The organism is Oceanobacillus sp. NCCP-135 (assembly GCF_059698015.1).
On the sequence record NZ_BAAKSZ010000023.1, the window covers coordinates 1 to 26541 of the forward strand.

A 26541-nucleotide genomic window follows, 5' to 3' on the forward strand; every position below is an offset into this window, starting at 1 on the left:
AGTAAACATACTGGAGGTATTTGAACAAAAGCCCCCCATTTTGGAGGGAATAAAGTGACGCTTTACACTTCTCCCCTCCTTGATAAAAAATATTCTCTGTCGTTATATCGTCTGATGATTTATTTTCAATAATAATTCTTCCGCTTATGTATTCGTCGCCTTTATCTAGCTTTATATAATCAAAGTCATCTTGAATTCCTTCATATGTATTCAACTGATTGTCATCTGGAACGAAAGCTTTTACTTGATTAAACTCAACCGATGTTTCAAAAAGACTATCATATGAATCTAAATATTTGAAATTACTATGTATTGTAAAGTTTTCATTCTGTTCTTCAAGCAGTATATATTCACTACTCACTGTACTGCTATTAGAATTACATGCACTAAGAAACACTAAAGACATTATAAAGATAGAAAAAATACTTTTTTTGAACAATGATATTCCCTATCTTCCTTCTAAATATAACAACCACTAGAAAATATTAAATGTTCTAGTGGTTGTTGTGTTTTTTATTTACGGTAAATTCGTTCATTTTCTTGGTGAGTTGTCTAGCGGTGGTTTTCCTTGGTGAGTTGTCTAGCGGTGGTTTTCCTTGGTGAGTTGTCTAGTGGTGGTAAATATTATTTGCTGTAGGTTCGTTGATTTCCTGTCTGCGCATCATAAAGAGCCCCTTGGTGAGTTGCCGTATGAATAGTAAGAGTTTGATAATTGACATAGCCTCTTGATGTGGACACTTCCGAATTTGAGGTTGCTGTCAACTTACCTATTGCTATTTTTTGAGGGCCTGTATTAATTACACCGTTGCTAGTATTTCTTGTTGAACTTGTTGCTGAAACAACTGTTGTTAGTTTTTTCCCCTTGGTAGTACCAGTACCCCTTGCTCTCGTGCCATTTACAGATATACTTGACTTCCCTTCAGCTAAGTCTATAATCGTTGTCCCACTTATTGGAAGAGGGTAACCCCACTGAAGAGTATTTTCTGGAAAAAATGCATCAAATGCACTTTCCATATCCATATCAATCTCGTATTCCTTTGTAAGTTCTAATTCTGTATTTAAGTCATTATTAGACTCTGCGCCTACAAAACTAGGTATAAATAGAACACCCATTAGCACTACAAAAAAAGGCATTAAAAACCTACGTTTCTTCAAAATTAACATCTCCTTTCCATTTTATAGAATATTTCCAATTCAATTCCAGTTTATCATAGATAATAAAATATACAAGCGGTTCCAAATAAAAGTTATTTAAGTAGTGTAGATCAAACAACTCTAGGTTTTAGTATCTAAAAGGTATTCAGCGCTCCAGATTTATACCTAGAATAGAATAAATAGAGCAAAGAATAAAATAAGTGTCCAAATAAAAGAAATATGTATGGTTTTTTCATGTTGTTGAGAATACCTCTGTTTCTTATGTTCAATTGAAAAAATAAACAAAAAGATTAAAAAGAGAAAATAAATAAGAAACACATAAAGTAAGAAACGCCACTCTTCTACCCAAACCATTACTGGTCCTAGAGTTACACTGACAATAAATAAAATAAACGATAAGATACCTACCGTGACACAAATGATTGGCATATTACTCCAAATTGGATGACTAAAGAAGTTTTTCTCCTTTTTCGCCTCAAATAAAAAAATAAAATAAATAAAAGTTACAACCAATGCAACTATGAAGAAAGTGGCGTATGAAGAAATTACAGCAGTCCACTCTCCAGACGTTGGTTGAACAGTCCTATTTTCGCTTGTATATTCTAATAACCACATAGATACTACAATAAGTAAAATCATTAGTATCTGATATAAAGACCACTTCACACTCTCACCCCCCTTTATTATTAACTTATATGAAATTTTAATATAAAGCTATAATTTGCTCTTCCACAAACCTGCAAGTTAGTGTTTAAGTGAATTCATTCACAAGTTACATATATCATTTCAATTATTTCTATAAATTCAGTTTACACTGGACTACTTAATTAAATAAGTCTTTTACAAGGAAATACCCCTTTAGATAAAAATTCCAAAGGGGTAAAGTTTCGCAACTTTTTTATAAACGTCGTGACTTTATTTTAAATCCACAATAGTGTCCTGCTTGATTGCATGCAACTTTTATTATACAAGAGTTTGTTCTTATTTATATTGCTGGCTCTTCCGTCCGCAAACGGTGGCTCTATCTTCCGCAATCACTGGCTCAAAACTCCGCACAAGTGGCTCAATTCATCCGCAATAATCACTTGCACTCCAATCTAATCCATTTAACTAACAATAGTTCCATTATGCCAAATACCAGCCCAGTATTCTATTAGAAGAAAAAAGGTGCATAAGTATGGCAACATAGGAAGCTTAATATCAAAATAGTTAAAATACCGTGATTTATATCACTTCCTTACCCCTACTTATCTGTTAAACTCAGTTATGAGGTAAGTTTTACTAGATTAGGGAACCAACTAAGTATCTATTAAAAAATAAAGAAGGAATAAAAAACATGAAAAAGTGGAAATGGGTTAGTATTTTAGTTGTTGCACTTAGTTTTTTATTTATAAGTAACGATTTAACTGTTCAGGCTGAAGAAATATCAAAGGATGAAGTAGAAATAGAAATTAACTTATTAGAAAGCAATCAGACTCAAGAAGTTACATATGAAAATGAGGAAAATGAGGAAGTTACGATTAAAGTAGAGCCTGTATTAGATGAAACTTTATCTGGTAATAATTCTATTATTACTCCTTATGGACACTATCTACCTTACGGAACTACTAAGAAATATAAAATTTCTAAAACTAGTATTAATATGGGAATGCATTATTATGTCGATATTTATATCCCTAGTAATACCTCAAATTCCAAATTCACAAAGGCATATAATCAAGATTATTGGGTTTTAGGAGGGAGTTTATCAGACGTTAATTTAAGAAGAACAAATAAAGAAGTTACGTATTCAGCAAATGCATCTTGGATGGGTGGTTTTGGTGGTTCTAGTGTTTGGTTGAAAGCTAAACTAAATAACAATGTGTTAAGTGTTTCTGCAAGATATTAAAATTTATATAACTAATACGGATTAAAGTTAGCTTATAGAAAAGGAGTGCTTGATACTGGAAACACCCGGTTTATTAATAATTATAATAATAATGTTTGTAATTATTGGATTAGGGGTTCTTGTTTTTAAAGGCTTTAGAAAATAATTATCAAATCTATAAATTATAAAATTCATTAAATACTATTTGGTTCTAACCTTAACCAGACAGGAAAAAATATTCCTGTCTTTTTTATTTTTTATAAAAACTTTTCTCTAAAATCAACTTCCTTTTACAACGTTATTGCATTGATTAATGCTAAGTTCTAGCATGGAAGCATTCCTTATAAACATTGTAAAACTAACAAAAATAATCAAATTGGACTGCTAAACCGCTTGTTCTTTTAGATTTTACACTTCATGCCGAGACCGTTAATAGGAATTATAGGACTTTATATAAAATAATCCTTTACTCATTTACATAAACACATTCTAGAGACATTAAGGCTAGAGAGCTGTTTTAGATGTACTAAAGACTTTACCTTTCAAATTCTGACAAGTCTTCTAGATGTTTCTCCCACGGATAACTAGGAAAAGAAAATCGAGCATACTCTAATCCACCATCTACCGAGACCTTTCCGCAAGTGCATCTTTTAAAATCGTGTAGACTTTTTGATTCTATAACATCACCACAATGTTTGCATCGGATCATATTCTTCCTCAGCTTTTTTCTCACTGTCGTCACATCTCTCCTTAACCCCTTTTGCCGGTTATTTAATCTTTTCACGGACAACGGTTCTACCATAATTCTGGATTCACAAAAATTTTATCTTTATTTAAACGTTCTTTCTAGTTCATTGCTCCTAATAAAGAAGTCCCTTATACTTATTCCACACCCTCTAATCAATTCTCTTTAGGTAGAATTAATGAAAATCTACCTTTCTATTAATAATTTGATCAGCCAATCAATCTACACTTATACCATGCGCTTTTAGTTTACCATATAACCTTTGGCATTCACCTAGTACCTTTTGATTTTTAATTTTCAGTTCATCTATATCATCCTGATAAACCGATGATTTCATTTTCTGTTTTTCTAGCTTTGCCTCTAAGTTACGAATTTTCAAGTTTGCTTTTTCTAATTCCTTATTTAGTCTTATAATTTCCTCCGAGTAGTCCTTTAAATCTTTATCAAAGGATTTTTTTATATCCTTCTCAATTTTAGTCCTTAGCACGTGTTTTTCTTCCCAAAGTTTATAATTCCAAATTTTAAGTACATGCTCTTTATAAAGGGTTCCTCTGGATAGCTCAGTGTACTCTTGTAGCTTTTTTGCTGTTATCGGGGCATTTATCCCTTCAGTTTCCCTAATATCCTCTACAGCCTCTTGTATGACCTTTATTGTTTGTTCACGAAGAGATGCATGTCTTTTCTTCAGGGATTCATTGTACCTCATATTGCTCTATCTCCCCTGCGTTAGCCTTCTCTTCAATATTTTTAAGATGTTTACTTATACCATTTTCGCATATCTCTACAATTCTCTCTAAACAATTCACATTTCGTACTGCATTTTCAAAATGCGCGGCTCTATTAGGTTTATCTCCTTCTCGTTCCATGATATTCGTCCAGTAGTCAAGTTCAACCTTATAATCTTCGTAATAATCTGCTTTTGGCACAAACCAATTACAAGAATAACATTCAAAATGCACACTCGTTCCGCTTGGATTACAGCTATTAATACTACTACAAAAACCAACACCCTTTTTTCCATTAGCTTCCCAAACTAAATATGCTTGTGGGTTCTTCTCGTACCTTTTCAATACCTTCCTATCACTTAAATTTCTAATCACACCAGAAAATTCAACTGGACTTTTCTCAGGACCTGTCAGACCCGTACTTTCCAACCATTGAGCCTTGTGTTGTTCCTTAATTTGGTGTATGTACTGTAAAGGCATACGTTCTCCTTTATCATTTCTTATAGTTCTTAACTGATCAATTGTATATCCCCCGATATAACCCCTATCTGTTGTTGCATTGTGTCTAAATTGGTGGGTTGTTACAGATATTTCCTCACCAGATTCTCCCCTAATCCCGAACATTTGAATAATTCTATCAAGGTAATGGTTTATCCTATTTCTATCAAGTGGAGCCAACCCGATATCATAATTAGCCTTTCTTAAATGATTTTTGACGGTTGCGCTAGTTACATCAATTCCAATATTTCCCAATGCTATTGATATTTCTTCCACACTAAAATTAGGATTATCATCCAATATTTTTTTAATCTCATATTTAGTTATAATTGGGGAATAAGGATAAACTTTAGTTCCTCTATCTTGTAATTTTAAAAAACGGGGAAGCAAAAATAAACTGTTTTTATTCCTATCTTTAACCGAAAATTTTTCAACAGAATCCTTAGTTTGTTCTTGCACTCTTTTTATTAAGTCTATTACATAATTTCCATGCCCAGAATTCAGTATTGGTATAGTTTTTATTTCCTCTCTTATGTACCCTCCATTTTGTTTCCAAGTGGGTATATTTAACACATAATAGCTATATAGTGGTTTTAAACAGTTAAAATCCATTGATGCAACTTCTGTAGCTCTATTGGGAAATGATCGAAGTAACCAATAAACACCTCTAATCTGCAAAGGAATTCCATTTGTTTCATCCTTCATAACTCTATCTAACTGTTTCGTAACATAGCTTGGAATATATTTCTCTTTACTCTTTTTTTTCGATTGTAGAAATGGGTTTTTCCTTCTTGTCGGTACTAATGATGGCATTTCTGGAAAATCAGACATCTTAGTAAAAAAATCAGTTATGGCTCCATATATTTTATTTTTATAATTTTCACTTTCAATTACTTCTTTTAAAAAACCCTCAAAATGATTTACTATCCTTTTATTCACATTAACAAGTTTATAATCAGGAAAGAACTTTGTTAAATATTTTAGAAATGTACCTATATCAGTTACCTTTGAACTTATTGTACTAATTGTATTGTCTATACTTAAAGCATAATACTTCACAATATCTATGTACTCGTCCGGTATGCTTTCAAAGTTAATAGTAAAATCTGATTTTGGGGCAGCACTCTTATGAAGTCGTTCGCAATACCATTCATTTTCTGCAAATCCAAAATCCCCATACTGTGAAGTCTTTATTCTCAATTGCTTTTTTAATTCTTCCGAATATATTGGGTCGAATTTCATAGAATCAATTATCTTCATTGATAGATATTCCCCTTTTATTAGCAAAATTCGTTACCTTTTTAATCGTATCCTTATAAATTTCTAGTAATCTTTCTTGCTCTTGGTACAGTCGATGACTTTTATAATCATTTACGCCATTTGTTATATATTCTTTTTCTAGGTCTTCTATATATCCCTTTTGCTCATTATATAATTTTTTCCATTTTGGAAGTTTCTGAGGACCAGTTACAAGCATTTTACAACCAACACAACTCTTTTTTATGCATGGGCCAAAGGAAACATGCTTCACACAATGACCATGACCCTCTGGGGTTTCCCTCGTTCCTAACTTTATTTCATCCATCAATGCCTTTTTTTCTTCGGGTGAAAAATGATCTTTTACTTCTTCTTCAATGGTTTCCTGAAATAATTCATCAAAAAAATCTTTATCAAGCTCAGCAATTTTTTGTTGATCTATTTCCCTATAATAACGTTCAGTTGTTCTAATCGATAAATGTGAAACATAGTCTGCTACTTCCTCTACACTATAACCTTTAGATAACAAATCAACTACAACCGTTTTCCGACACATTTGATTTTTAAATTTGAATCTATTTCCATTGTTGTCTCTTATATCATATTTTTCTGTAATCCTATTTATATATTTAATTATATCAAAGGAATAAGGGAGGGTTATGGTGTAACCATTACTAATTAAAAAAATATGCTTTTTAAATTTCTCGTTAGTAACTAACGTTTTTAAATTAATCGATTGATTAATTTGAGATTCTACACAATTTACAACAGCATCATTCACGGGTATTATATGGTCCTCATCTAGCCCTTTTTTCAATCTCTTATTTCTTATTTTCTTAGGTATGTATTTTAGCATAGGAACTTTTAATTCCTTATCAAAATCTAAACAATCATCTTCTAAACCTAGTACATCTGATATCCTCATCCCTGTATTCATCATGATTGTCCAAGCATTTTGTACAATTAAAGGAAGTTCCCCTAATCTATTTTCTAGTTGAGTTATAACCTCTTCTGGTATATACTCTGTATGCTCGATGTACGAATCAAGGTTAACAAAACTATATTTCCTAAAAGGATTAACCAGTCCCTGATGCGAATGATTATCTATTTTCCAATCATAAAAAAGTCTCATTTCGGTAAAGAAACCTTTAATTGTACTAATTTTATACAATTGTTTTCCGTTATCATTTAGCATATTTTGAAAGTGGGTAACTAAATGCTGTACATGAAGATAGTTAATATCAACAATAGAATTTATATTTTTATATCGTAAATTACCTAACTCTACGCAAACCTTTTTTATACCATTTAATTTTTGTTGAACTTTTTTTCGATCCATATTAGTTCTCAATAGTTCTTGTATATACACTTTAACTTCACTTTTTATTTCGCCTTGTAAGACGCTGAAATCTAAGGTTACATTTTCAATTGCATCGACTCGTTTATGAATAATGTACCATTTATCATCGTAATAATTATATTTATTTCTATGCTGTTTTAAAAAAGAGTAAATTTCGTCTACTACGTCCTTAAAAATTCCCACGTCCCTACAATAATACCAATAATTTTAGAAGAATCGGTGTCACCGACAAAACAATAACTAATTAATCCCATTGATTTCACTAGTTTTCCACTTTGTTTTATCAATTCTCCACAATACCTAACATACTTCTCAAATTCATCATTCAAATCAGACGTTAATATCGATACTAACTTCGGAACAACCATGTCCTGTGTTATAGCCCAAAATTGTTCACAGTTTAAGCCATTGAGTGCCTTCTTTAATCTTGCCTTATTTAAATCATCGAGATATTCATTTGTTAATTGCCTTAGCAAGACAATCATTGGCTGAAAGAACTTGCTCTTCTTGCTAGCAATACCAATCTCAACCGAACCCTCAATCAAGATATTATAAATTTTATAATTCAATCCTCTAGAAACCTCAAAATAACCACTAGAACCTACAGCATATGTATTTTTTACCTCTCTACAAAGATTAAAAACAAACTCTTTGAATTCTTGGTAATGTTTGTTACTGACTATATTTAAAGTTCGCTTCTTATTATTTAGAAAGTGTTCACTAAAACTTTTTAAGTCATTTTTAATCAAAGCATTTCCAATCTCAGTTGCTATAGTTTGCAGTTCTTTTGGAGTGATGGAATACCGATTTTTTACTGTGTTAGAAGTTATGCTTTTTAAAGATTTTAATACTTCTATATCAAAAGAAGCTAAATCATCTTTTGGGATCCTCCATCCTTTCGTTGTTTTAAAAGCATTAGGGAAAGTGATATCCTTATTCTCTTTTAACCATTTCCTTATAGTTCTGGTAGAACAATTCAGCCTTTCAGCTACCTCTACTAATGAAAAAGCAGCTAACTCCTTTTCCCTCTGCTTTTTCTTTAATTCATTTATATCATCTTTCGGTATTAACCACCCTTTTAATTTCCTTGCGTTTGGAAACACCCCTTCTTTACACCATTTTCTAATCATTTCTTCCGAGACATTTAGTAGTTCGGCTGTTTCTCTTGTATTACTATGCTTTGAATTATTTTTCAGGAATATATCAACATCACTCTCTGGTATTCTCCATTCGTTTGAACTCTTTTGAGCATTTGGAAATTGACCACCATTTAGCAATCTGTGGATAGTCCCCTCAGCCCTTTTCAAAAGCTTACCCACCTGCTTAACATTCAAATGATTATCTTTTCCTGATAAATATGCAACATCCTCTTTAGGTACAAACCATTCATTATTGAACTTGAAAGCTTTTGGAAATTTCCCGTTTTTCGACCATTTTAACGCGGTATTCCTTGTAATTGATAATTTTTCCATTACCTCGTTTAAGTTAAATGAGTTATCTAATTTATTAATAAGTCCTTCTACTTCGTTCTTAGAAATAATCCAATTATTCCCATTTTTTGTTGCGTTTTTGAATACTAAATTCTTATTTAACCATCTCAAAAGTGTTTCCTCATGAACTTTTAAAAGACCTGCTGCCTCTCTTGCATTTAAATTCACATTTAATTGTTCTTCAAAGACTTTAATATCATTTTTCGGAATATAGTAACCCCTTTTTGATGGTACAAAGATAGCATTTGGAAACACACCATCACTAACATATTTCCTAACCGTTTCATATTTTTTTCCGATGAGTTTGACTACTTCAGAAATAGTAAGAAATTGGTCCTTATTTTTTTCTACCAATTTATTTTTTTCTATATTTCCCTTGAATTTTTCAGTTTTTATAAAGTTGACTACATCAGTTTCCGGGATAGACCACCCACCTTTAGTTGCTGGCAATTTTACAGCGTTAGGAAATATATCTCCCTGCTTTAAATACTTCAGCAAGATATGCTTCCCCATAAAAACTGTGTTAGCTAATTCATCTAGACTATAAATTTTCTCTCCCTCGCCCATCACCAAAACTCCTTTTTATTATAGTGGAGGATTTGCATGACATTTACGACATACCGGATAATAGGAATCATTTCCACCTATATGAATTTGTTCACCCGTATATATCGGCTTTCCCCCATCATCTAAACGTAAATTCATGATAGCTTTCCTTGCACAAAACCAACATATCGTTTTCATTTCTTCAATTTTATCTGCGTAGAGCAAAAAATATTTACTTCCTTCAAATAACTCATTTTGGAAATCATTTTTAAGACCGAATCCCATAACAGGAATATCGAGTTCATCAACAATCTTAGTTAACTGTAAAACATGCTCTTTATTTAAGAATTGTGCTTCATCCACTAATACACAATATGGCCTTTGCTCACATCCTTTAACAACATCATAAATATTTGTCTCTTCAAATATAGAAAGTGCCTTTCTTCTATGCCCTATCCTACTTGAAACATAACCAACCTCATCTCTATTATCAATTCCCGAAGTGAAAATTAAAACTGGTTTATTCTGTTCCTCATAGTTATGAGCTACCTTTAAAATTTCTATCGACTTTCCACTATTCATTGCTCCATATTTAAAAAATAACTGTGCCAAAAGAATTCTCTCCTTAATTTTCACTTTCTTTCCGTATCCTTCTAACAGGTAAACCTTTTAAAACTTTATGTCTACCTTTTCTATTAAAAGTTGTCTTATATCTGTTTAGTGTCTTTATACTTTGCCAACCAAATTGCTCCAATATAAATACTTCACTTACCTTGCCATCATTCAGTGCATCTACCAGTTGTTGCGCAAGTGTGCTTCTACCACTATGAGTTCTAATCTCCTTCTGATCAAATCCAACTTTCTCTGCTGCTCTTTTTATAATACGTAAATAATTTCTTGGTCTAATAGGGTGACCTTTAAACTTTCCTTTCCAGTTTAAGAAGATATAGTCGATATCCTCAGTAAGTGAATCCAACCGTTCACCTCTAATATATAATTCAATTCTATCGGCTAGATCACCACTGATAGGTAATTCTCTCTCATTGGTTTTTGCGCGTGCTTCATTCTCAATATTTTCCTCCCTTTTAATATCAAGCCAACCTTCTTCTGAATTAAAATTCCCTAGTTTTAGACCAAGTATTTCACCTATTCTCATACCTGTTTCGATACTTATTTCAAAAATTATTTTATCCCTTAAAGTTGGAAGAGACTCCCATATAGCATCGATATCTTCTTGACTATACCACTTTAAATGATTTTGATCTTTTTTGTACCTTAGTTTACTAACTAATGATTTTTCTATTTCAAAACTCCAGATTTGTCCATAAAGAAATTTAGTCTTAACATTCTTTTTACCTTGCTTATTTGGTTTAACCCCATACTTTACTGGATTTTCATCTACTTCGCTATTTTCCTCTAGCCATTCATAAAATTGTTTAATTATAGAAATACGTTTATAAACTACATTAAAGGACAATGCCCCTTCCATTTCTGCTATTTCATCTGAACTATCCCCATATAATAAAAACTTAATGTATCCCTCAATTATCGATTTTCTATAAACATCTCTATATTGAATCTTTAATTTCTTTAAGTAACGCAGATAATCCATTAACTCATATGCATATGATGATCCTGTTTTATAACTATTCTTACTACAAGCTTCTAACCATTCATTAACCTCAAATAAAGGGATATCATCCTCAGTAATTACATATAACCTTCTATACCCCGATGAAAGTCTTGGACTTTTAATTAACGTCTTTTCCACTTTAAGCCCGTATGTCTTTTTCTCCAACTAAATTCCCCTCCCCCTCGAACAACAAACAAACGTTCTTAATTTATCCTAATTATATCCATAAAAAAGATAGTGTACAAGCATTAATTCATGTACACTATCTTATCCCCTAAAAGTTATGGATTAAATTAATATGTCAACTATTGATCTATCATGAACAGATTGGATACAAAACGTTCATAAAGGCCAAGGCCAGTGGATTGCTGCTTTTTCGTAGTAATATTCGAACCTACCAATGTGGCTTTCACCATATTTTTAATGCTTTCTGTAATGATTTTATGAGCTTTCTCTGGGATCATCCCATTTACTTTTGTTTGTGCCTTCTTTGATAATTGAGTGAACAGACCTGACTTTTTTAGAACTTTGTTCCGCCATGCCAGTAGATCCTCATATACTTTTGTTTCATATTCCATTTTTAATCCATCCTCTTATTCCCCTATACTTAAGTATACGATTTAGTCAGGAAAAAGATTCAGATGTGGTTTAGGATATAGTGAACAACCTTCGACGACCTATGCCTTTGCCACTTGAGAGTTTTTAAAGCTTAACCACTGCTTTACGCTGGTTAAAATTAAATTATTAACATACTCGTTTTTCTTTATTGCTTCTCTTGCCTCTCTCCAATAATCCTTATTTGGATTAAAAGGGTATTCTCCACATATATCAATACCTTCCACTTCCTTATTCCAAATAATGTCTTTTACTATTTTCATAAGCTGTTTAAGTTTCATTGTTCCATGATCCCATGCTGTTACGGCTTCATTTGGATCCAATACATCCTTATCTATACTTATATAGACCGAATCTGTTTGTATTTGTCCAATGATTAAATTACTTGTAGTTGAATCAAGGATTTGTTCAGGGAATGCTGTGACTTTTTCTTGTAAATTAGTGGGGATATATTGCTTCCAATCTTTATTTACGCCAACCATGATGACTTTTTGCAGCATAGGATTATCTTGAAGTGCTTCCAAAACCCATGACCCGCATGAAAGCAATGATTTGCTGGGACTTGGAAGTGTATCGGTGTGGTGATCGAATAATAGTAAGGTAAAGGGCTGTTGTAATTCAAATAATAATAGGTAGGAAACATAATGGTAATTACCGCTTTCCAAAAAAGTAATTCTACTCCGTTTGTAATTCTCCAGACTTTTAGCAATTTGTAATAAAGAGTCTCTCTCACAAAATAAATTAGTACTCGGAATTGATGCTAAGTCTAACCACAGATATTCTTCATTCTGATAAAAGGTTTGAGTACGATAGATCTGATTGAAATTCAACACTTTTACATGATTATCCATTTCTTTATACTCCTCTATTTATTTAAGTTTCTATATAATGATAACATTCTAATAATCAGATTTGTGTTTTTTTGTCTTACAATCAATTTATTACATGGTATAAGAGTTATTCTCGCTTCATAAAGATAAACACACCTATAAGTAATATTACAACAAAGGCTGCGCTGTATATATATACACTATTAGAACTAAAAAAGTTTTTGAATGCTTCATAGTTTCCATTAAAATAATCTCCCAGAAACATCATGATGTACGACCATGGATATATCCCTAAAAAGGTTAAAATGAAGTATTTTATTGGATTAACATTACTTAATCCAGCTACATATGAAATATAATTTCCGACACCAAATGGCCGTGATAATGCAATGCTCCATATTCCATAACGTTTAAAATAGACCTGTCCTTTTTCCAGTCTTCTTCTAAATCTCCCAGAAAGATGCCCTTTCATTTTCTTAGCTAAAAAATATGGGATGAGACTGGCAATACTATAGAAAACACTCATCCCTACTGAAAGCAAAGCAATTCCCCAATACCCGGGAGAAAGTAGAAACCCAAATGAAAATACGATGATCACACCAGGAAATGGTAAAGAAGATCCTTCCAAAAACATGGTCAGAAATAACCCGGGAAGTCCAAAAGCATTGAGCCACTCTAAAAATTGCTGAATCATTGGATGCCCCTTCTTTCTGTTTAATCATTTGGTTTATTTTCTGTTACAAAGCCTTTTTTATCCCGAAAAAGTACTTTCCAAGAGCATCCAACTGAAATTGATAAAGTATAAAAAATATCACCCTCGCCTTCGTTTAGAGTAAAGATGATATCAGATAGTACTATCAGATTTCAACTCTATTTCGGCGTAACAACATCCCCCTGGATTAAATCCTCATCATGGTTAAAATCAATTCGGATCGATGTTGAATTCCCCAGATCAGGTGAGTCAGCGACGTGAAAGTGAATATGGGCTTCACTTGAGTTGCCTGAGTTACCAACTGAACCGAGTATATCTCCTTCTTTTACCCGAACTCCTTTTTCTACTTCAATCGAATCGTATTTAAAGTGGGCCAATAGACTGTATTCATCATTTCCATGATCAATAATTACATAATTTCCAGCTGGATTCTCCTCATTCATTTCACCAACTGGTTCGTTATCCTTTATTCCACTTTCCACCTCTACAACCTCTCCATCCGCAGGTGCAACAACCGTTTCGCCAAAAGCATAGTAGCTTTCATTCAGCGCCGGATCTCCATCATAGGTACTATCCCCTTGTCTAATTAAAAAATCGAAGGCATATCGTTGATTTTCATAGTCATAATGATAATTAACGAGACTATTGGTTCCTCCCCAGAAAACAAACCACTCATTTTCAAATGGCAGATTAAATGTTGTTTTCGTATAAACCTCATCCGTCTCTGGGTATGTTTGCAATGGCAGCACTCTTAACCCCATTATCACACCGCTTTCATCAAAAACAGCAACCATTCCTTTACTGCTGCCATCATCCACCCACGTGTACTGAACCACACCATTTTCTATAGGAAGCTCTGATTGAAATATATAGGTATTTACATCCTGATTAAAATCATCACCTATCTTCTGTAATTGCTCTAAGGATACTTCATTTTGAAAATCCTCGCTCATTTGTTTGTAAATTCTTTCATAATCTTCATCCAAAAACACCCCAGGTAATTCTTCCGGTTTCATTCGATCTCCCCCATTTGAGTCCTCTATTTCATCTTGATCCGCTTGTTCTTCCTGCTCATTACTGCATCCAACCATGAAAGTGACTAAAAACCCAATAAATAAAAAATGAATTAGATTAAATTGTTTCACTATTTTACAGCTCCTCTCCTATAATTTACTGGTTTCGAAAAAAATATCACCTTCTTTTATGCTTCCTTATCTAACTATGTAAATAGAGCCTTGGAACTTTTAGGACTCTATTTTTATTGTTTATGTAAATTGCTGTTCAGCAAATTCACGGTATAATGCATGAGACTTTGTCAATTCCTGATGGGTTCCCATTCCAGTCACTTTTCCTTTTTCAATAAAAATAATTTTATCGGCATCAACAATGGTTGATAACCTATGGGCAATCACGAACGTGGTGCGTCCTTCCATTAACCGGGTGAGTGCCTGCTGGACAACCATTTCAGACTGACTGTCAAGACTGGCTGTTGCTTCATCCATCATCAGGATTTTAGGATCTCTGAGAAATGCACGTGCAATATTGATCCGCTGGCGTTGGCCACCCGACAGTTTCACACCACGCTCCCCAACTTCCGTATCCAACCCTGCTGAAAATTGAATAATGAATTGATCGGCATATGCCATTTTTGCAACTTCCCATAGATGTTCATCTGGAATATTTTCAGAATAACTTAAGCCATAAGTCAGGTTTTCCCGAATAGTTCCAGCCATCATTGCACTCTCCTGGGAAACATAGCCGATTTGACTGCGCCAGGACTTCATTGACAGCTCTTTTATCGGTGTGTCACCAATAAGCATCTCTCCTGTAGTAGGCTCGTAATAACGTTCAAGCAAACCGAACATCGTCGTTTTCCCTCCACCACTCGGGCCCGCAAAGGCAATCATTTCTCCTGGTTGGGCAGTAAAGGAAATACTTTCAAGTACAGACTCTTCATCATTATAGGCAAATGATACATCGCTTACTTGAATGGATTGATTGGAAATATCCTTTTCGATTCCTTCTTTGCCTGTTTCCTCTTTTACGTCCAATATCTCGATAATTCGCTCGGTTGCACCTTTTCCTTTTTGCAATTCCGTAAAGAACATGGCAAAGGATGTAACAGGATAAATGATCTGGAACAAGTACAGCAGAAAGGCAACAAGAGAACCGGTTGACATCGACCCCTCTGCAACACGGATTCCTCCATATCCAATAATAATAACAATCACCAGCATCATAATCGTATACATAAAAGGACCAATCAGTGCGAAAATTTTTGCCTCTTTTAAACCATACTCATACATTTTCCGAATGCCTTTTAATCCTTTGGCTTCTTCAAATTTCTCAGCTGTAGAGGATTTCATTAAACGGGCTTCTCCTAGTGTTTGTTGAATTTCCCCAGTAAAGGTAGCCGTTTGATCCTGGAGCCCCTTGGATATTTTTGCCATTCTACTTCCAAGTGGCATCATAACCGCAAAAGTAACGGGAACGGCTATTATCATCAATAATGTCATCTTCCAGTCCATTATGAGCAAGATGATAAGTGCACCAACTATCGTAATAATTCCGGTAATGAATTGGGGAAATTGCTGTGAAATTAAATTTTTTACGATTCCCGTGTCATTCACAACACGACTTACTGATTCTCCGCTTGTATGTTTATCAAAATAGCTTACCGGCAGCCGTATAAGCTTAAACCACATCATTTCACGTAATCTCGCAACAATTTTCTGTCCAACAGCTGCTAGTAAATAGGTTGATACCCCATCTACAATTGCCTGTAAAATAAATACTACAAAAATAATAATGATAAGTGTGGTGCTTAATGTTTCTACGGAAAATCCATCTACCAATTCTTTAGTAAGTAATGGTATAGAAAGACCGACAAGCATTGTAATGATACTGCCGATTAAGCCAAATGTTAGAGCTGTTTTGGGGATATTTGTTGATAGTACCAATAAAATAAATGGTTTTAATCCTTGTTTTTGTTGTTTTCTCATTATATTCTCCTATCATTTTATTCCTTAAAACAAAGAATTATCTTCCCTAACTTTGAATGAAGAAAATATATTTCCTTCGTTAGTGAAGAACTTATTTATCCATTCTAATGGGATCTACCTCAAAGCCAATGATACATGTGGAATTAGAATCAATCCTAGTTTCTTACACCTTTAAGGGCGTTTCCGTTAATAAATTGAAATCATTTTCTTGTATCTATCACCCTAGTTGAGAAAGAGCCTTCTAATGTACATATTTATTAGTTCTGCTTCCATCTTGATGTTCTTTCATTGCTCAGTGAAGTTAATCTCTTACCTTGTAATTCCCACCAGAACAAAAGCACGAGAGCGCCCGTCTAGCAACGTACGGACTGCTCCCCGTACTTTGGGTGGCTCGAGAAGTCGAACATTCCTACGTAGGAGATTCACTCCAAAATATAAGATTTTTACTTTATAAGCAAAAATCAAGTTCAGCTAAAAGGAAACACGATGACCCGCCGGTGAGTCGATGTTGACTTTCACCACAAGGATATAAGTTACGACGAAGCCTATGGTTCCCAATCGGCAAGTCTTCTTTATCGTACAGAAGTGAAGGAAGTCTCGCTATGGCTTTAGCACTGGATCCGGACGTGGCTGATTCGGTTGTTTTGTTATTCACAAGCCACAAATTTTATGATATCCTAGACGACAAAAAAGCTGCACGACCTTATTGTCACACAGCTTTACTAAGTTAAAATGAAAAGACCAAATTCAAATTAATTTTCAAATCATCAAAAATAGTGACCTGCACCTGATCTTCATCTGAGTAAAGATTCGGCCTGCCGTATTTCTGATTTTCCTGAAGTGTAAACACACTAACAATCTTTTCCTGAGGTTCTATAATCCAGTATTCTTTAACACCAGCCTGCTCATATTTATTGAACTTCTCGATCTTATCTTTTCTGGCAGTTGAAGGCGAAATAATCTCCATAATTAAATCTGGGCTACCCTTACAACCAGCATCATCTAATTTCGACTTATCACAAACAATTGTTATATCAGGTTCAAATACATTTTGACTAACTTCTTCATCAGTATTTTTCCCCTCAGGGTCTAACACAACTTGAAAGGGTGCTGGATAAACCTTGCATTCCTTTCCGTCCAAAAAATCACCAACTTGACGAACTAATCCTAATAGAATTTCCTGGTGAATCCTAGAAGGAGCAACCTGTAAATATGGAGTACCATCAATAATCTCCGCTCTTATATTCTCGGGCCATGATAAATAATCGGAATACGTATATACTCGATCCTCTTTAGGCAATGACATTTAAATCACTCCGTTTGAAAATTTATTGGCTCTATTATACCACTTTAATCACACCAAAGATACACTTTCTAAAGTCACATCAGCATTAAATAAGCATTAAAACATTTATTTATTCTTCAATATCCTTTTCCTTACATAGAATACAACAAACACTATTGCCAACAGACCGAGCACTGCATAAACCACATCTGAATAAATATCCATATAGCCTACAATCGTCTCCCAGGAACCCCCTACTGCTGCACCAATAGTTACTAAAACTACATTCCAAATTAACGTTCCCAGTGTTGTCAAAAGTAGAAAAGTAACAAAGCTCATTCGTGACATACCTGCAGGCAAGGAGATTAAACTTCTGATGAGTGGGATAAAGCGACAGAAAAATACTGTCCATACGCCATACTTATCAAACCATTTATCCGCTTTATAGATATCTTTTTTCTTTAGCCTTAAAATATGACCATATTTTTCCACAATTCTTTCCAGCCTGCTAACGCCAAAAAACATTCCAATGCCATAGAGTATGATCGCACCGAACACTGACCCTGCAGTCGAAACTGTAACAACTCCCATTATCACCATGTTTGATTGGGTGGTCATAAATCCTCCAAACGTTAAAATAACCTCTGATGGAATAGGCGGAAATAAATTCTCCGCTGTAATTAACATAAAAATACCGAAATAACCAAACTGCTCCATCACTTGTATAATCCAATCTTCCATAACTACTCTCCTCATATTTTCCAATCACTATCTATATTTATGACGAGAATTTTTTTCTAATGATACTATTAGAGGACGTTCAAAAAGTCCGGTAAAAATGACACATCGAATTTCTTCGTTGGCTTGCTTTTCTGTTCCTTGGAAAAGAAAAACACTTTTCCTGCGTGCTAGAACGTTTCCTCACGTATTAATTGCATACGTTCCGGTACTCAGGAGCTACGCCGCCTCGAACTTCTCGGTCCTTTTTATCCTCCTTTTTGAACAAGCACTATTGCTATTTAAATATAGCATAAAAAGACAATTCTTAATCAAACGTTTGATTAAGAATTGTCTCAGACTAAAATATAGAATATTCCCATTTCACTACCTCTAGTACTTCCTCAATTTCAGGAAGCTACCTTTTATCTTCATCCTTCAATATCCCGTTTATTATATCCAATAACTCCAATCATCATTAAAAAAGCAGCGATCATTGTTAAGATGGTTATTGGCAGCCATTCCATACTTTCAACCGGAAGCTGTGGAATATAGCCGAATGGCGAAAATTTTCCAACCCAATCCGGAAATTGAAATAGCCCGCCCAAATAAAGAACAATGAAAGAATAAACTACATATAACCAAATCAGACTGGTCAGTTTTGGTAGAAATCCGATTAACAGGACAGCAGCACCAATCATGACAAGCATCGCTGGATAGTAAACCAGCGCAGCTCCATAAATCGTGCCAAATCTAAATCCATCTTCCATAACCGCAGCAGCTGCAGACCAAAGCCCGATAGCAGCAAGTGAAATCATGATAAATCCATTCAAGATGGATATAAGCAGATAGCTTCCCATCAGCTTCGTACGTGAAACAGCTCTTCCAAGCAAATGTTCAACACGGTTCTTTTTTTCTTCGCCAATCAATTTATTCATGGTCATTAGAGGAGGTACTGTGGCAAGTATTCCCATTACCATCAGCAACATCGGAATAAATTGTTCTGTTAATGTGTATCCTTCTTCAGCAACCAGCATTTGTTCCAGCAGCTCATTACCTTCAAAAAATGATTCCAAATCGCCCATAACAGATCCATAGGAAACCCCCATGACGAACAAGCCAATTGCCCAGGCGATTATGCCGGTACGCTGTAATCTTAAGGCAAGACCCATTGGACTTTGTAACAAGGGAGATGCGTTTTTCCTCCCAGGTCTTGCAGGGAAAAACCCCGCTTCTAAATCCCGAATTGCATTTAAATAATTTGCAACTATAAATAGAATAATAGATATGCCAACCGTTAATAGAATGGGCCACCAATTATTATTCGAATAGGCCTCTGATTGTGTAATCCATCCTAAAGGCGAAAACCAGGATAAAGTTTCATTGCCAACATCACCAACAGCACGGACAAGATAAGCCAGAAGCAGCACTGCGATCGAATAACCGATCACGCCACGGGAGCTCTCTGACAGCTGTGCAAACACTGCCGTTACTCCTGCAAATAGAATTCCGGTTGCACCTAAAGCTGTACCATAAAGCAATGACCCTTCCAAATCCATACCTTCTAAGCCTAATGCATATAAACCAAAACCGGTTACCAGAGCCAAAAACACATTCGTTATAACTAAAACTAATAACGTTGCATTAACATTCGATAAACGTCCCACTGGCAAGGATCGAATCATTTCGATACGTCCATCTTCTTCATCTGCGCGTGTATGACGATTCACAAGCAGAATACTCATCAACCCAACAACAACCGCTGTTAAAAGCAGCATTTGATGTGCTGTCATAGCACCAATCGTATAATTTTCCAGATCCCCTGGCCCTACCATTGCTGTCATTGCAGGATTTGCCATTGTCTCTGCCATAACATCTCTTTCTTGTTGAGAGGAATAGATATCCCCAAATGCAATCGGTACCATTAATGTAAAGAAGGAAATGCCGATTATCCATAATGGAATACGAAGGCGATCCCTTCTCATGATTAATTTGGACAGGGAGCGTGTATTTTTAGTAATCGAACCAGCCATCAGGAAGCACCTCCTGCCCCTGCTTCATCTTTATTTTCGTAATGCCGCATAAATAAATCCTCCAAGGTTGGTGGTGCACTTTCCAGTTTTACAATCCCAAATTGACTCACATGTTTAATAACAGCATCCAGTTCTTCTGTATCCACCTGAAATGAAAGTGCTTGATCTTTTTCCTCAATGTCGTGAACGCCATTTAATTCTTTTAATGAAGTGATCGGCTGCTTTGTCTCAACAAGCAGATTTGTCCGTGTTAAATGACGCAGTTCATTCAATGAACCTGTTTCGATAATTTTCCCTTGGCGAATAATCCCCACTCTGTCACATAACTTTTCCACTTCTGATAAAATATGACTGGAAAGCAGGACACTTTTGCCAGCGTTTTTGGCATCCACTACACACTCTTGAAAAACCTGTTCCATCAATGGATCAAGACCTGAAGTCGGTTCATCTAAAATATATAGGTCTGCATCAGAGGAAAATGCTGCAACCAATGCAACCTTTTGCCTGTTCCCTTTTGAATACGTTCGGCACTTCTTAGTTGGATCCAAGTCAAATTTCTTGATCAATTCTTCTCGTCTGCTTTTATTATTACCTCCCCGCAGCTTCACAAATAAATCAATTACTTCCCCACCAGTTAAGTTTGGCCATAAATTCACATCGCCTGGAACATATGCAATACGCTTATGAATTTCAACAGCATCACGCCAGGCATCCTTGCCGAAAATTTTCGCTTCACCTTCTGTTGCCTTTATAATACCAAGCAAGACACGGATAGTCGTTGATTTCCCTGCACCATTTGGACCAATAAAACCATAAATTTCGCCTTCATTCACATGAATAGTTACACCATTTAATGCGGTAAACTTCCCAAACCTTTTCGTCAGATTCCTTACTTCCAATACAGACATATTTAACTCTCCTCCTTAGATGCATGGGGTAGATGCATGGGGACGGTTCTCGCGTTTCAGTCACCATGGATTAAACAAATACATTAGTTATGAAACATTTCATCTTTTATAGTTCATAATATATTAAAGTGGATCATATATCAACAGTTTATGAACTATTTATATTGTTTTATTACAAAACATTTATTAAACTAATTATGAGGTGAATAAGATGAACGGATTCGAACGTCGTAAAAAACAAAAAAAAATAAATATCTTAGAAGCAGCTCTAGCTTTATTTATGGAACACGGGATGCAGAAAGTTTCCGTTGCAAAAATAGCAAAAGAAGCAAAGGTGTCACAGGTTACGATATATAATTACTTTGAAAGTAAGGAAAAATTAACGGATAAGGTCTTACGATTTTATGTAGATCAGATTTGGGATGAGCAACAAGCAATCCTTTGCAGTGATCTTTCTTTTGATGAAAAAATAAGACAAATTACTTTTGAAAAAAGCAACCTTGCTGATCAAATGAGTGATCATTTTTTTCAAGACTTTATGAAAGATTACTCAACAGGGAAGAGCTACGTAGAGGATTTATATACAAATAAGGCGCTGCCGCTTCTTATGAACCTATTCAACGAGGGAAGAGAACAGGGATTTATTGACCCAAGTATTTCGAATGAAGCGATTTTATTCTATATGCAAATGTTTAAAGAATATATGCAACGTGACGGTGTTGCGCAAAATATGTTGCCATTAACGGAGGAACTTACAAAGCTTTTCTTTTATGGAATCATTGGCAAGGTTGATGAATGATCGTACTTTTGAACGGATTAAAAAGCGAGGGATAGTATCCTCTCTTTTTACGTTCCTTCTAGAATCAACAATTATAAATACTCATAAAAGGAAAATTTATAATCGAACAAGTTGGTGCCCCATTATTTCAAAATGATGATCAAATGCAAAGATTTTTTTGATTTGCTGGTCTTTCATGATTGCTACACTTAGCGCATCACAATATGAAATTTTTTGGTCTTTAAATTGTTCCAGAATTTGTAGAGTAGTTGTTCTAATTTGAGGGGTCATCTTTGCAATACTAAAAGGATGTGCATCTAGTACTGTTTTTAAGAAAGAACGAGCTATATGGAAACTTAACTGATATCTTAAGATGTTATAGGTCTCTGTTATCACGGCATCTGAAATTATCAATTCACTTTCGTTTAATGTTGCTGCAATATTATGCGCCACCTTATTGTATTGATCCCTAGCATCATTTAATGCAATCAATGCACTGGTATCTAAAAAAGTTCTATTATTTCTCATTTTCATGTATCTCACAAAAGTAATGATCGTGGTTCACTGACAAATCCCCTTTGGAGTCAAGCCCATTTCGTTCAGCTTCCTCGGCCATTTCAAGTAAAGGGTTTTTTTCTTTGAGTTTCTGGCAGCGTATTCCCGTATGGATTCCCTTACTATTTCAGCCTCAGACAATTCTTTGCTTTGAGTCAAATCCTTTGACCGTGCCTTGCACACACAAATCTTGAAATTATAAAAAATAAGAGCCAAACCTTATCTTTTTACTTCCCCCTTTTATTTGTTTCTTACTTCTTACACATCCCCCCGTCATCCCAAGCAAGATAGTAACAAGAATCATACACTAACAAAAACCATTATCAGTGAAAACTGTATCCCGAGAAAGATAAATTGATGATATATGATTTTTTAATTATACTAAGGTGTAATGAAAGGAGAACGCAGTATGGGACAATTGAAACTCGAATCGAAGGTTATTTCGATTTTAAAAGATAAAATACAATTAATACATTCAAAAGAAGGTGCAATTTATTTAGTTGGACCGATCCAGCTACCCGTTAACTTATATGGGGAAACCGTTGTTTTTGAATGGTATTGCTGGCTTAATTATGACGAAGTAACAGAGGATTATGAAAAGATTATCGACAACTTGGCTTCATCCAATCTGGCAGAACTTCAGCAATCCAGTGTCCTAGTGTACGGGGACTTCGAAAACGCAGACAATGCCCTGATCAGATTGCATTCTACTTGCCATACTGGTGATATTTTTGGAAGCAAACGATGTGACTGTGGTTTTCAACTGAAAGAATCAATGAAGAAAATAAAAGAACATGGAATCGGAGCATTATTTTATTTAGCAAATCAAGAAGGCAGAGGCATTGGCTTATTCTCAAAAGCAATGGCATATCTTCTTCAGGAAAATGGCTATGATACGGTTGAGGCAAATGAGAATCTTGGTTTTGTCAATGATTCCAGAAACTATGATGATGCAATACAGGTGCTTAAAAAATTACGCTCCAAACCTGTAACGTTAATAACCAACAATCCTAAAAAACTGGAAGCTTTAGAGAATGCTGGCCTACCCGTTTCAGGCAGAACACCATTATGGGGTGATATCTCCAAGTACAACAAGAAATACTTACAAACTAAAATTGATAAATCCGGTCATTATGAAGTGAAAGGGACATGTCCAAATGACTAACCATGAATTCTATATGAACCTGGCGTTAAGTAATGCTAAGGCAATGAAAGGACAAACAGATCCTAATCCACTTGTTGGATCTGTAATTGTTAATGAGAACAGAATTGTTGGTGTAGGTACTCATCTCAAGGCAGGAGAACCGCATGCAGAGATTCATGCAATTCGAATGGCTGGCGAAATGGCCAAGGGTGGCACGATTTATGTAACACTTGAGCCATGCTCTCATCATGGCAGGACAGGACCTTGTGCTGAAGCAATTGTGAAGGCAGGAATTAAAAAAGTAATTATTGCTGCACTTGATCCAAACCCAATCGTGTCAGGAAATGGTATCAAAATACTGCAGGATGCCGGGATTGAAGTGATAACTGGAATCTTAGAAGAAGAATCACATAAAATGAACGAAGTATTTAATAAGTTCATTGCACAAAAGAAACCCTTTGTTACATTAAAATCAGGGATAACACTGGATGGCAAGGTGGCGACACACTCCTTTAACAGCAAATGGATTACATCGGAGGAAGCAAGGCTTGACGTTCATCAGCTAAGAAACGAAAATATGGCGATTCTTATTGGGATTAACACAGCGCTCAAAGATGACCCAGCATTGACGACTAGAATACCAAACGGACGCAATCCGATCCGTGTTGTTTTGGATTCTACGTTGAAAATACCATTGGATTATCAGCTTGTTACAGATAAGCAGGCCGAAACCTGGATATTTACAAGTCAGAACTATGATATTGCAAAAAGAGAAACATTAGAGAGTTTAGGTGTAAAAATCTTTGAAACAAGCTCTTCGAAATCTGCTGATCCGAATGAAGTTGTTAAGCTATTAGGAGAAAAAGGTATCTCTTCCGTATTAATAGAGGGTGGCGGAAATATTAATGCTTCCTTTCTAGAAAATAAATTGATTGATAAAGTCATCCTTTATGTTGCACCAAAGCTAATCGGTGGCGTAAATGCACCAACCTTTCTAGAAGGAACAGGAATTGACCTGATGAAGGATGCTGTTGAACTCACGGACACAGACATTGTCAGAGTTGGGAGGGATTTTAAATTTAGCGGGTATCCAGTCTATGGAAAACATCATCACCTGTTAAAGAAAAAGAAGATACCAATAAAAATGTCCCAACAGCTGCTAAAACAATTAAAACCGCCGTCGGAACGCTAAATAATAAACGCCGAATTACACGGCAGGTGACCACACCACATAATATTACCAATCGAGGGATATGCATATGAAATTTGGCTTTGATATTGATGATACATTGATCAACTTAAGGGAGCATGCTTTCAATATATATAAAAGGAAATTAAACCAGGAGCTAACATCGGGCGTTTTTCACGCTTTAAAAAAAGTAGAAATACACGAACCCTTTGGTCTCACTGATGAACAGGGTAAGGATATGTGGAAAAGTTCATTGGAAGAAATTTATTTCACTAACTGCCCTCCTTTCCCAAGTGCAGTAGAAGCCTTACTCGAGCTGCATCAGCAAGGACATGAAGTTTTCTATATTACGGCAAGACCAAAGGTGCATGGAGAAAGAACGAAAAAGTGGATGAAAGAACAAGGTTTCCCTGTCCAGGATAATCGTTTTTTCTATGGGATGCAGGATGATGAAAAAATCCATACCATTCAAGAACTAAAATTAGATTATTATGTTGATGATAAACCTGCCGTGCTAAATACACTTACAGATGAAACGATAAAATTAATCATTAAGGATCAATCCTATAATCAGGATTTGGAAATGGATCGAATAGTGAATTGGACTGAATTTAAAGACATTATTAATTAACCCCAAACTTTCAAACTACCAGGAAGCATCATTTGAGTAGATGCTTCCTTTTTTATTTATGCAACTATTACTCAATAAAAACAGCAACAATATCTCCATTTTCTGACTGTACATCAACAATTTTTCCATCAAGTTCATTTTCAATAGCATTCATTAACAATCCCATGTCTATATCTCCTGTATATTTTTCTGCTCCAGGAATTTTCGCAGAAATCCCCTGCCCTATTTTCATAATGGCATTAATGAACCTAATTGGGACATTAACATTCACATCATCCCTATTTTCAGATTTCACCCTTACTTTCAGGGTTTTGTTCAGGTAATCCTCTGAAACTGGATTGGCTGTGGATTGTTTTAAAGCACCGATTATTTCTGCAGCTTCATCTGAATCTATCTTCCCCTCCTTAACCATCGCAATGACCTTTGCAATTTCTTCATTCATTTCCCATTCCCCCTAATTATTTTTTAATAATTTTACCGCTTCTTTCGCTGTAATTTCATTATTCTCAAGCATTGTGATAACCTGTGATCTACTGTATTCCATTACTTTCTCAGTCTTCTTCTCAGGTCTGAGTACTTCTATAATTTCATTTAACTTTCCTCGAACAGTCGGATAGGAAATTCCTAATTCCTTCTCGACCTCTTTAATGTTTCCTCTGGAGACAATAAACGTTTCTATAAAATTCATTTGTTCAGAGGATAAAGCGGCTATCTTTGATAATTCAAATGTATTTTCAATTGTTGTACGACAATTAGAACAGTGTAATTTCGTTACGTGCAATGAATGATCACAAACTGGACATGTATTTAAAATAGAATAAGACATTGGCATCTCCTTTCTAATTTTCAGTATATAACAATAAATT

The 26541-nt window shown here is 34.9% G+C and carries 28 protein-coding genes; 6 read left to right on the plus strand and 22 right to left on the minus strand.

The genetic code is table 11. The features are described 5' to 3' along the window. The 3 genes from AC6HVZ_RS14885 to AC6HVZ_RS14895 form a co-directional block, all read right to left on the minus strand. The coding region (locus AC6HVZ_RS14885; RefSeq protein WP_497558966.1) for a hypothetical protein at window positions 1-361 on the minus strand (361 nt) is incomplete at its 3' end. 263 nt (window positions 362-624) lie between these two features. Beyond that, entirely contained in the window at window positions 625-1155 is a 531-nt protein-coding gene (locus AC6HVZ_RS14890; RefSeq protein WP_497558967.1) for a hypothetical protein, read from the minus strand. A gap of 165 nt (window positions 1156-1320) precedes the next feature. After that, window positions 1321-1821, minus strand: coding sequence for a hypothetical protein (locus tag AC6HVZ_RS14895; RefSeq protein WP_497558968.1), 501 nt, complete (start codon window positions 1819-1821; stop codon window positions 1321-1323). Between the two features lie 670 nt (window positions 1822-2491). Here AC6HVZ_RS14895 and AC6HVZ_RS14900 point away from each other — a divergent pair. Further along, window positions 2492-3043 (plus strand): DUF5626 family protein, encoded by a 552-nt coding sequence (locus AC6HVZ_RS14900; protein WP_497558969.1) that lies wholly within the window; start codon window positions 2492-2494, stop codon window positions 3041-3043. Window positions 3044-3557: 514 nt separating this feature from the next. On the opposite strand, the gene AC6HVZ_RS14905 is transcribed toward AC6HVZ_RS14900, so the two are convergent. The 12 genes from AC6HVZ_RS14905 to AC6HVZ_RS14960 form a co-directional block, all read right to left on the minus strand. Next, window positions 3558-3824 (minus strand): DUF7695 domain-containing protein, encoded by a 267-nt coding sequence (locus tag AC6HVZ_RS14905; protein WP_497558970.1) that lies wholly within the window; start codon window positions 3822-3824, stop codon window positions 3558-3560. Window positions 3825-3984: 160 nt separating this feature from the next. Next, complete coding sequence (locus tag AC6HVZ_RS14910) at window positions 3985-4473, minus strand: hypothetical protein (RefSeq protein WP_497558971.1); 489 nt, start codon at window positions 4471-4473, stop codon at window positions 3985-3987. Next, window positions 4460-6250, minus strand: a complete 1791-nt coding sequence (locus tag AC6HVZ_RS14915; RefSeq protein ID WP_497558972.1) for an integrase — start codon at window positions 6248-6250, stop codon at window positions 4460-4462. Before AC6HVZ_RS14915 ends, AC6HVZ_RS14910 begins: the two co-directional genes overlap by 14 nt. Then, the gene (locus AC6HVZ_RS14920) at window positions 6237-7790 is read right to left on the minus strand and encodes a tyrosine-type recombinase/integrase (RefSeq protein ID WP_497558973.1); all 1554 of its coding nucleotides are present in this window, start codon (window positions 7788-7790) and stop codon (window positions 6237-6239) included. Before AC6HVZ_RS14920 ends, AC6HVZ_RS14915 begins: the two co-directional genes overlap by 14 nt. Continuing rightward, window positions 7769-9664 (minus strand): helix-turn-helix domain-containing protein, encoded by a 1896-nt coding sequence (locus AC6HVZ_RS14925; protein WP_497558974.1) that lies wholly within the window; start codon window positions 9662-9664, stop codon window positions 7769-7771. Before AC6HVZ_RS14925 ends, AC6HVZ_RS14920 begins: the two co-directional genes overlap by 22 nt. A gap of 18 nt (window positions 9665-9682) precedes the next feature. Beyond that, entirely contained in the window at window positions 9683-10255 is a 573-nt protein-coding gene (locus AC6HVZ_RS14930) for a thymidine kinase (protein ID WP_497558975.1), read from the minus strand. 13 nt (window positions 10256-10268) lie between these two features. Continuing rightward, window positions 10269-11441 (minus strand): tyrosine-type recombinase/integrase, encoded by a 1173-nt coding sequence (locus tag AC6HVZ_RS14935; RefSeq protein WP_497558976.1) that lies wholly within the window; start codon window positions 11439-11441, stop codon window positions 10269-10271. A gap of 140 nt (window positions 11442-11581) precedes the next feature. Next, window positions 11582-11854: an EcsC family protein gene (locus AC6HVZ_RS14940; protein WP_497558977.1), complete on the minus strand. Its 273-nt coding sequence runs from the start codon at window positions 11852-11854 to the stop codon at window positions 11582-11584. A 99-nt stretch (window positions 11855-11953) separates the two neighbouring features. Continuing rightward, window positions 11954-12742, minus strand: coding sequence for an arginase family protein (locus AC6HVZ_RS14945; RefSeq protein WP_497558978.1), 789 nt, complete (start codon window positions 12740-12742; stop codon window positions 11954-11956). Window positions 12743-12848: 106 nt separating this feature from the next. After that, on the minus strand, window positions 12849-13415 hold the full coding sequence (locus AC6HVZ_RS14950; RefSeq protein WP_497558979.1) for a DedA family protein: 567 nt from the start codon (window positions 13413-13415) through the stop codon (window positions 12849-12851). Between the two features lie 176 nt (window positions 13416-13591). Then, window positions 13592-14578, minus strand: a complete 987-nt coding sequence (locus tag AC6HVZ_RS14955; RefSeq protein WP_497558980.1) for a M23 family metallopeptidase — start codon at window positions 14576-14578, stop codon at window positions 13592-13594. 120 nt (window positions 14579-14698) lie between these two features. Then, window positions 14699-16435, minus strand: coding sequence for an ABC transporter ATP-binding protein (locus AC6HVZ_RS14960; RefSeq protein ID WP_497558981.1), 1737 nt, complete (start codon window positions 16433-16435; stop codon window positions 14699-14701). A 602-nt stretch (window positions 16436-17037) separates the two neighbouring features. On the opposite strand from AC6HVZ_RS14960, the gene AC6HVZ_RS14965 reads away from it, so the two are divergent. Further along, complete coding sequence (locus tag AC6HVZ_RS14965; protein WP_497558982.1) at window positions 17038-17166, plus strand: hypothetical protein; 129 nt, start codon at window positions 17038-17040, stop codon at window positions 17164-17166. Here AC6HVZ_RS14965 and AC6HVZ_RS14970 read toward each other — a convergent pair. The 4 genes from AC6HVZ_RS14970 to AC6HVZ_RS14985 form a co-directional block, all read right to left on the minus strand. Beyond that, window positions 17163-17741 carry a Uma2 family endonuclease gene (locus AC6HVZ_RS14970; RefSeq protein ID WP_497558983.1) on the minus strand — a complete coding sequence of 193 codons (579 nt, stop codon included), beginning with the start codon at window positions 17739-17741 and terminating at the stop codon, window positions 17163-17165. The two genes, AC6HVZ_RS14965 and AC6HVZ_RS14970, sit on opposite strands and share 4 nt — an antisense overlap. 105 nt (window positions 17742-17846) lie before the next feature. Then, a complete protein-coding gene (locus AC6HVZ_RS14975) occupies window positions 17847-18461 on the minus strand; it encodes a DedA family protein (RefSeq protein ID WP_497558984.1) in 615 nt (204 codons plus the stop codon). Between the two features lie 407 nt (window positions 18462-18868). Next, window positions 18869-20470 (minus strand): ABC transporter permease, encoded by a 1602-nt coding sequence (locus tag AC6HVZ_RS14980; RefSeq protein ID WP_497558985.1) that lies wholly within the window; start codon window positions 20468-20470, stop codon window positions 18869-18871. Next, window positions 20470-21378, minus strand: coding sequence for an ABC transporter ATP-binding protein (locus AC6HVZ_RS14985; protein WP_497558986.1), 909 nt, complete (start codon window positions 21376-21378; stop codon window positions 20470-20472). The genes AC6HVZ_RS14980 and AC6HVZ_RS14985 overlap by 1 nt, the downstream gene beginning before the upstream one ends. Window positions 21379-21589: 211 nt before the next feature. Here AC6HVZ_RS14985 and AC6HVZ_RS14990 point away from each other — a divergent pair, with 211 nt between their 5' ends. Beyond that, window positions 21590-22177, plus strand: a complete 588-nt coding sequence (locus tag AC6HVZ_RS14990; RefSeq protein WP_497558987.1) for a TetR/AcrR family transcriptional regulator — start codon at window positions 21590-21592, stop codon at window positions 22175-22177. A gap of 96 nt (window positions 22178-22273) precedes the next feature. Here AC6HVZ_RS14990 and AC6HVZ_RS14995 read toward each other — a convergent pair whose 3' ends face one another. Beyond that, a complete protein-coding gene (locus tag AC6HVZ_RS14995; RefSeq protein WP_497558988.1) occupies window positions 22274-22684 on the minus strand; it encodes a type II toxin-antitoxin system VapC family toxin in 411 nt (136 codons plus the stop codon). A gap of 436 nt (window positions 22685-23120) precedes the next feature. Here AC6HVZ_RS14995 and AC6HVZ_RS15000 point away from each other — a divergent pair, with 436 nt between their 5' ends. The 3 genes from AC6HVZ_RS15000 (at window position 23121) to AC6HVZ_RS15010 (ending at window position 25675) form a co-directional block, all read left to right on the plus strand. Continuing rightward, a complete protein-coding gene (locus AC6HVZ_RS15000) occupies window positions 23121-23876 on the plus strand; it encodes a GTP cyclohydrolase II (protein WP_497558989.1) in 756 nt (251 codons plus the stop codon). Then, a complete protein-coding gene (gene ribD / locus AC6HVZ_RS15005) occupies window positions 23869-25047 on the plus strand; it encodes a bifunctional diaminohydroxyphosphoribosylaminopyrimidine deaminase/5-amino-6-(5-phosphoribosylamino)uracil reductase RibD (RefSeq protein ID WP_497558990.1) in 1179 nt (392 codons plus the stop codon). Before AC6HVZ_RS15000 ends, ribD begins: the two co-directional genes overlap by 8 nt. A gap of 67 nt (window positions 25048-25114) precedes the next feature. After that, the gene (locus AC6HVZ_RS15010; RefSeq protein WP_497558991.1) at window positions 25115-25675 is read left to right on the plus strand and encodes a 5' nucleotidase, NT5C type; all 561 of its coding nucleotides are present in this window, start codon (window positions 25115-25117) and stop codon (window positions 25673-25675) included. 67 nt (window positions 25676-25742) lie between these two features. On the opposite strand, the gene AC6HVZ_RS15015 is transcribed toward AC6HVZ_RS15010, so the two are convergent. Beyond that, window positions 25743-26117 (minus strand): SHOCT-like domain-containing protein, encoded by a 375-nt coding sequence (locus AC6HVZ_RS15015; protein ID WP_497558992.1) that lies wholly within the window; start codon window positions 26115-26117, stop codon window positions 25743-25745. 12 nt (window positions 26118-26129) lie between these two features. Beyond that, entirely contained in the window at window positions 26130-26501 is a 372-nt protein-coding gene (locus AC6HVZ_RS15020; protein WP_497558993.1) for a DUF2089 domain-containing protein, read from the minus strand. Between the last annotated feature and the right edge of the window lie 40 nt (window positions 26502-26541).

What these genes read in the sequence shown, in the direction of transcription:
- AC6HVZ_RS14900 (WP_497558969.1), top strand. Translation starts at nt 2,492, where the DNA reads ATGAAAAAGTGGAAATGGGTTAGTATTTTAGTTGTTGCACTTAGTTTT.
- AC6HVZ_RS14905 (WP_497558970.1), bottom strand. Translation starts at nt 3,824, where the DNA reads ATGGTAGAACCGTTGTCCGTGAAAAGATTAAATAACCGGCAAAAGGGG.
- AC6HVZ_RS14910 (WP_497558971.1), bottom strand. Translation starts at nt 4,473, where the DNA reads ATGAGGTACAATGAATCCCTGAAGAAAAGACATGCATCTCTTCGTGAA.
- AC6HVZ_RS14915 (WP_497558972.1), bottom strand. Translation starts at nt 6,250, where the DNA reads ATGAAGATAATTGATTCTATGAAATTCGACCCAATATATTCGGAAGAA.
- AC6HVZ_RS14925 (WP_497558974.1), bottom strand. Translation starts at nt 9,664, where the DNA reads ATGGGCGAGGGAGAGAAAATTTATAGTCTAGATGAATTAGCTAACACA.
- AC6HVZ_RS14940 (WP_497558977.1), bottom strand. Translation starts at nt 11,854, where the DNA reads ATGGAATATGAAACAAAAGTATATGAGGATCTACTGGCATGGCGGAAC.
- AC6HVZ_RS14945 (WP_497558978.1), bottom strand. Translation starts at nt 12,742, where the DNA reads ATGGATAATCATGTAAAAGTGTTGAATTTCAATCAGATCTATCGTACT.
- AC6HVZ_RS14950 (WP_497558979.1), bottom strand. Translation starts at nt 13,415, where the DNA reads ATGATTCAGCAATTTTTAGAGTGGCTCAATGCTTTTGGACTTCCCGGG.
- AC6HVZ_RS14960 (WP_497558981.1), bottom strand. Translation starts at nt 16,435, where the DNA reads ATGAGAAAACAACAAAAACAAGGATTAAAACCATTTATTTTATTGGTA.
- AC6HVZ_RS14965 (WP_497558982.1), top strand. Translation starts at nt 17,038, where the DNA reads ATGGCTTTAGCACTGGATCCGGACGTGGCTGATTCGGTTGTTTTGTTA.
- AC6HVZ_RS14970 (WP_497558983.1), bottom strand. Translation starts at nt 17,741, where the DNA reads ATGTCATTGCCTAAAGAGGATCGAGTATATACGTATTCCGATTATTTA.
- AC6HVZ_RS14975 (WP_497558984.1), bottom strand. Translation starts at nt 18,461, where the DNA reads ATGGAAGATTGGATTATACAAGTGATGGAGCAGTTTGGTTATTTCGGT.
- AC6HVZ_RS14980 (WP_497558985.1), bottom strand. Translation starts at nt 20,470, where the DNA reads ATGGCTGGTTCGATTACTAAAAATACACGCTCCCTGTCCAAATTAATC.
- AC6HVZ_RS14985 (WP_497558986.1), bottom strand. Translation starts at nt 21,378, where the DNA reads ATGTCTGTATTGGAAGTAAGGAATCTGACGAAAAGGTTTGGGAAGTTT.
- AC6HVZ_RS14990 (WP_497558987.1), top strand. Translation starts at nt 21,590, where the DNA reads ATGAACGGATTCGAACGTCGTAAAAAACAAAAAAAAATAAATATCTTA.
- AC6HVZ_RS14995 (WP_497558988.1), bottom strand. Translation starts at nt 22,684, where the DNA reads ATGAGAAATAATAGAACTTTTTTAGATACCAGTGCATTGATTGCATTA.
- AC6HVZ_RS15000 (WP_497558989.1), top strand. Translation starts at nt 23,121, where the DNA reads ATGGGACAATTGAAACTCGAATCGAAGGTTATTTCGATTTTAAAAGAT.
- ribD (WP_497558990.1), top strand. Translation starts at nt 23,869, where the DNA reads ATGACTAACCATGAATTCTATATGAACCTGGCGTTAAGTAATGCTAAG.
- AC6HVZ_RS15010 (WP_497558991.1), top strand. Translation starts at nt 25,115, where the DNA reads ATGAAATTTGGCTTTGATATTGATGATACATTGATCAACTTAAGGGAG.
- AC6HVZ_RS15015 (WP_497558992.1), bottom strand. Translation starts at nt 26,117, where the DNA reads ATGAATGAAGAAATTGCAAAGGTCATTGCGATGGTTAAGGAGGGGAAG.
- AC6HVZ_RS15020 (WP_497558993.1), bottom strand. Translation starts at nt 26,501, where the DNA reads ATGTCTTATTCTATTTTAAATACATGTCCAGTTTGTGATCATTCATTG.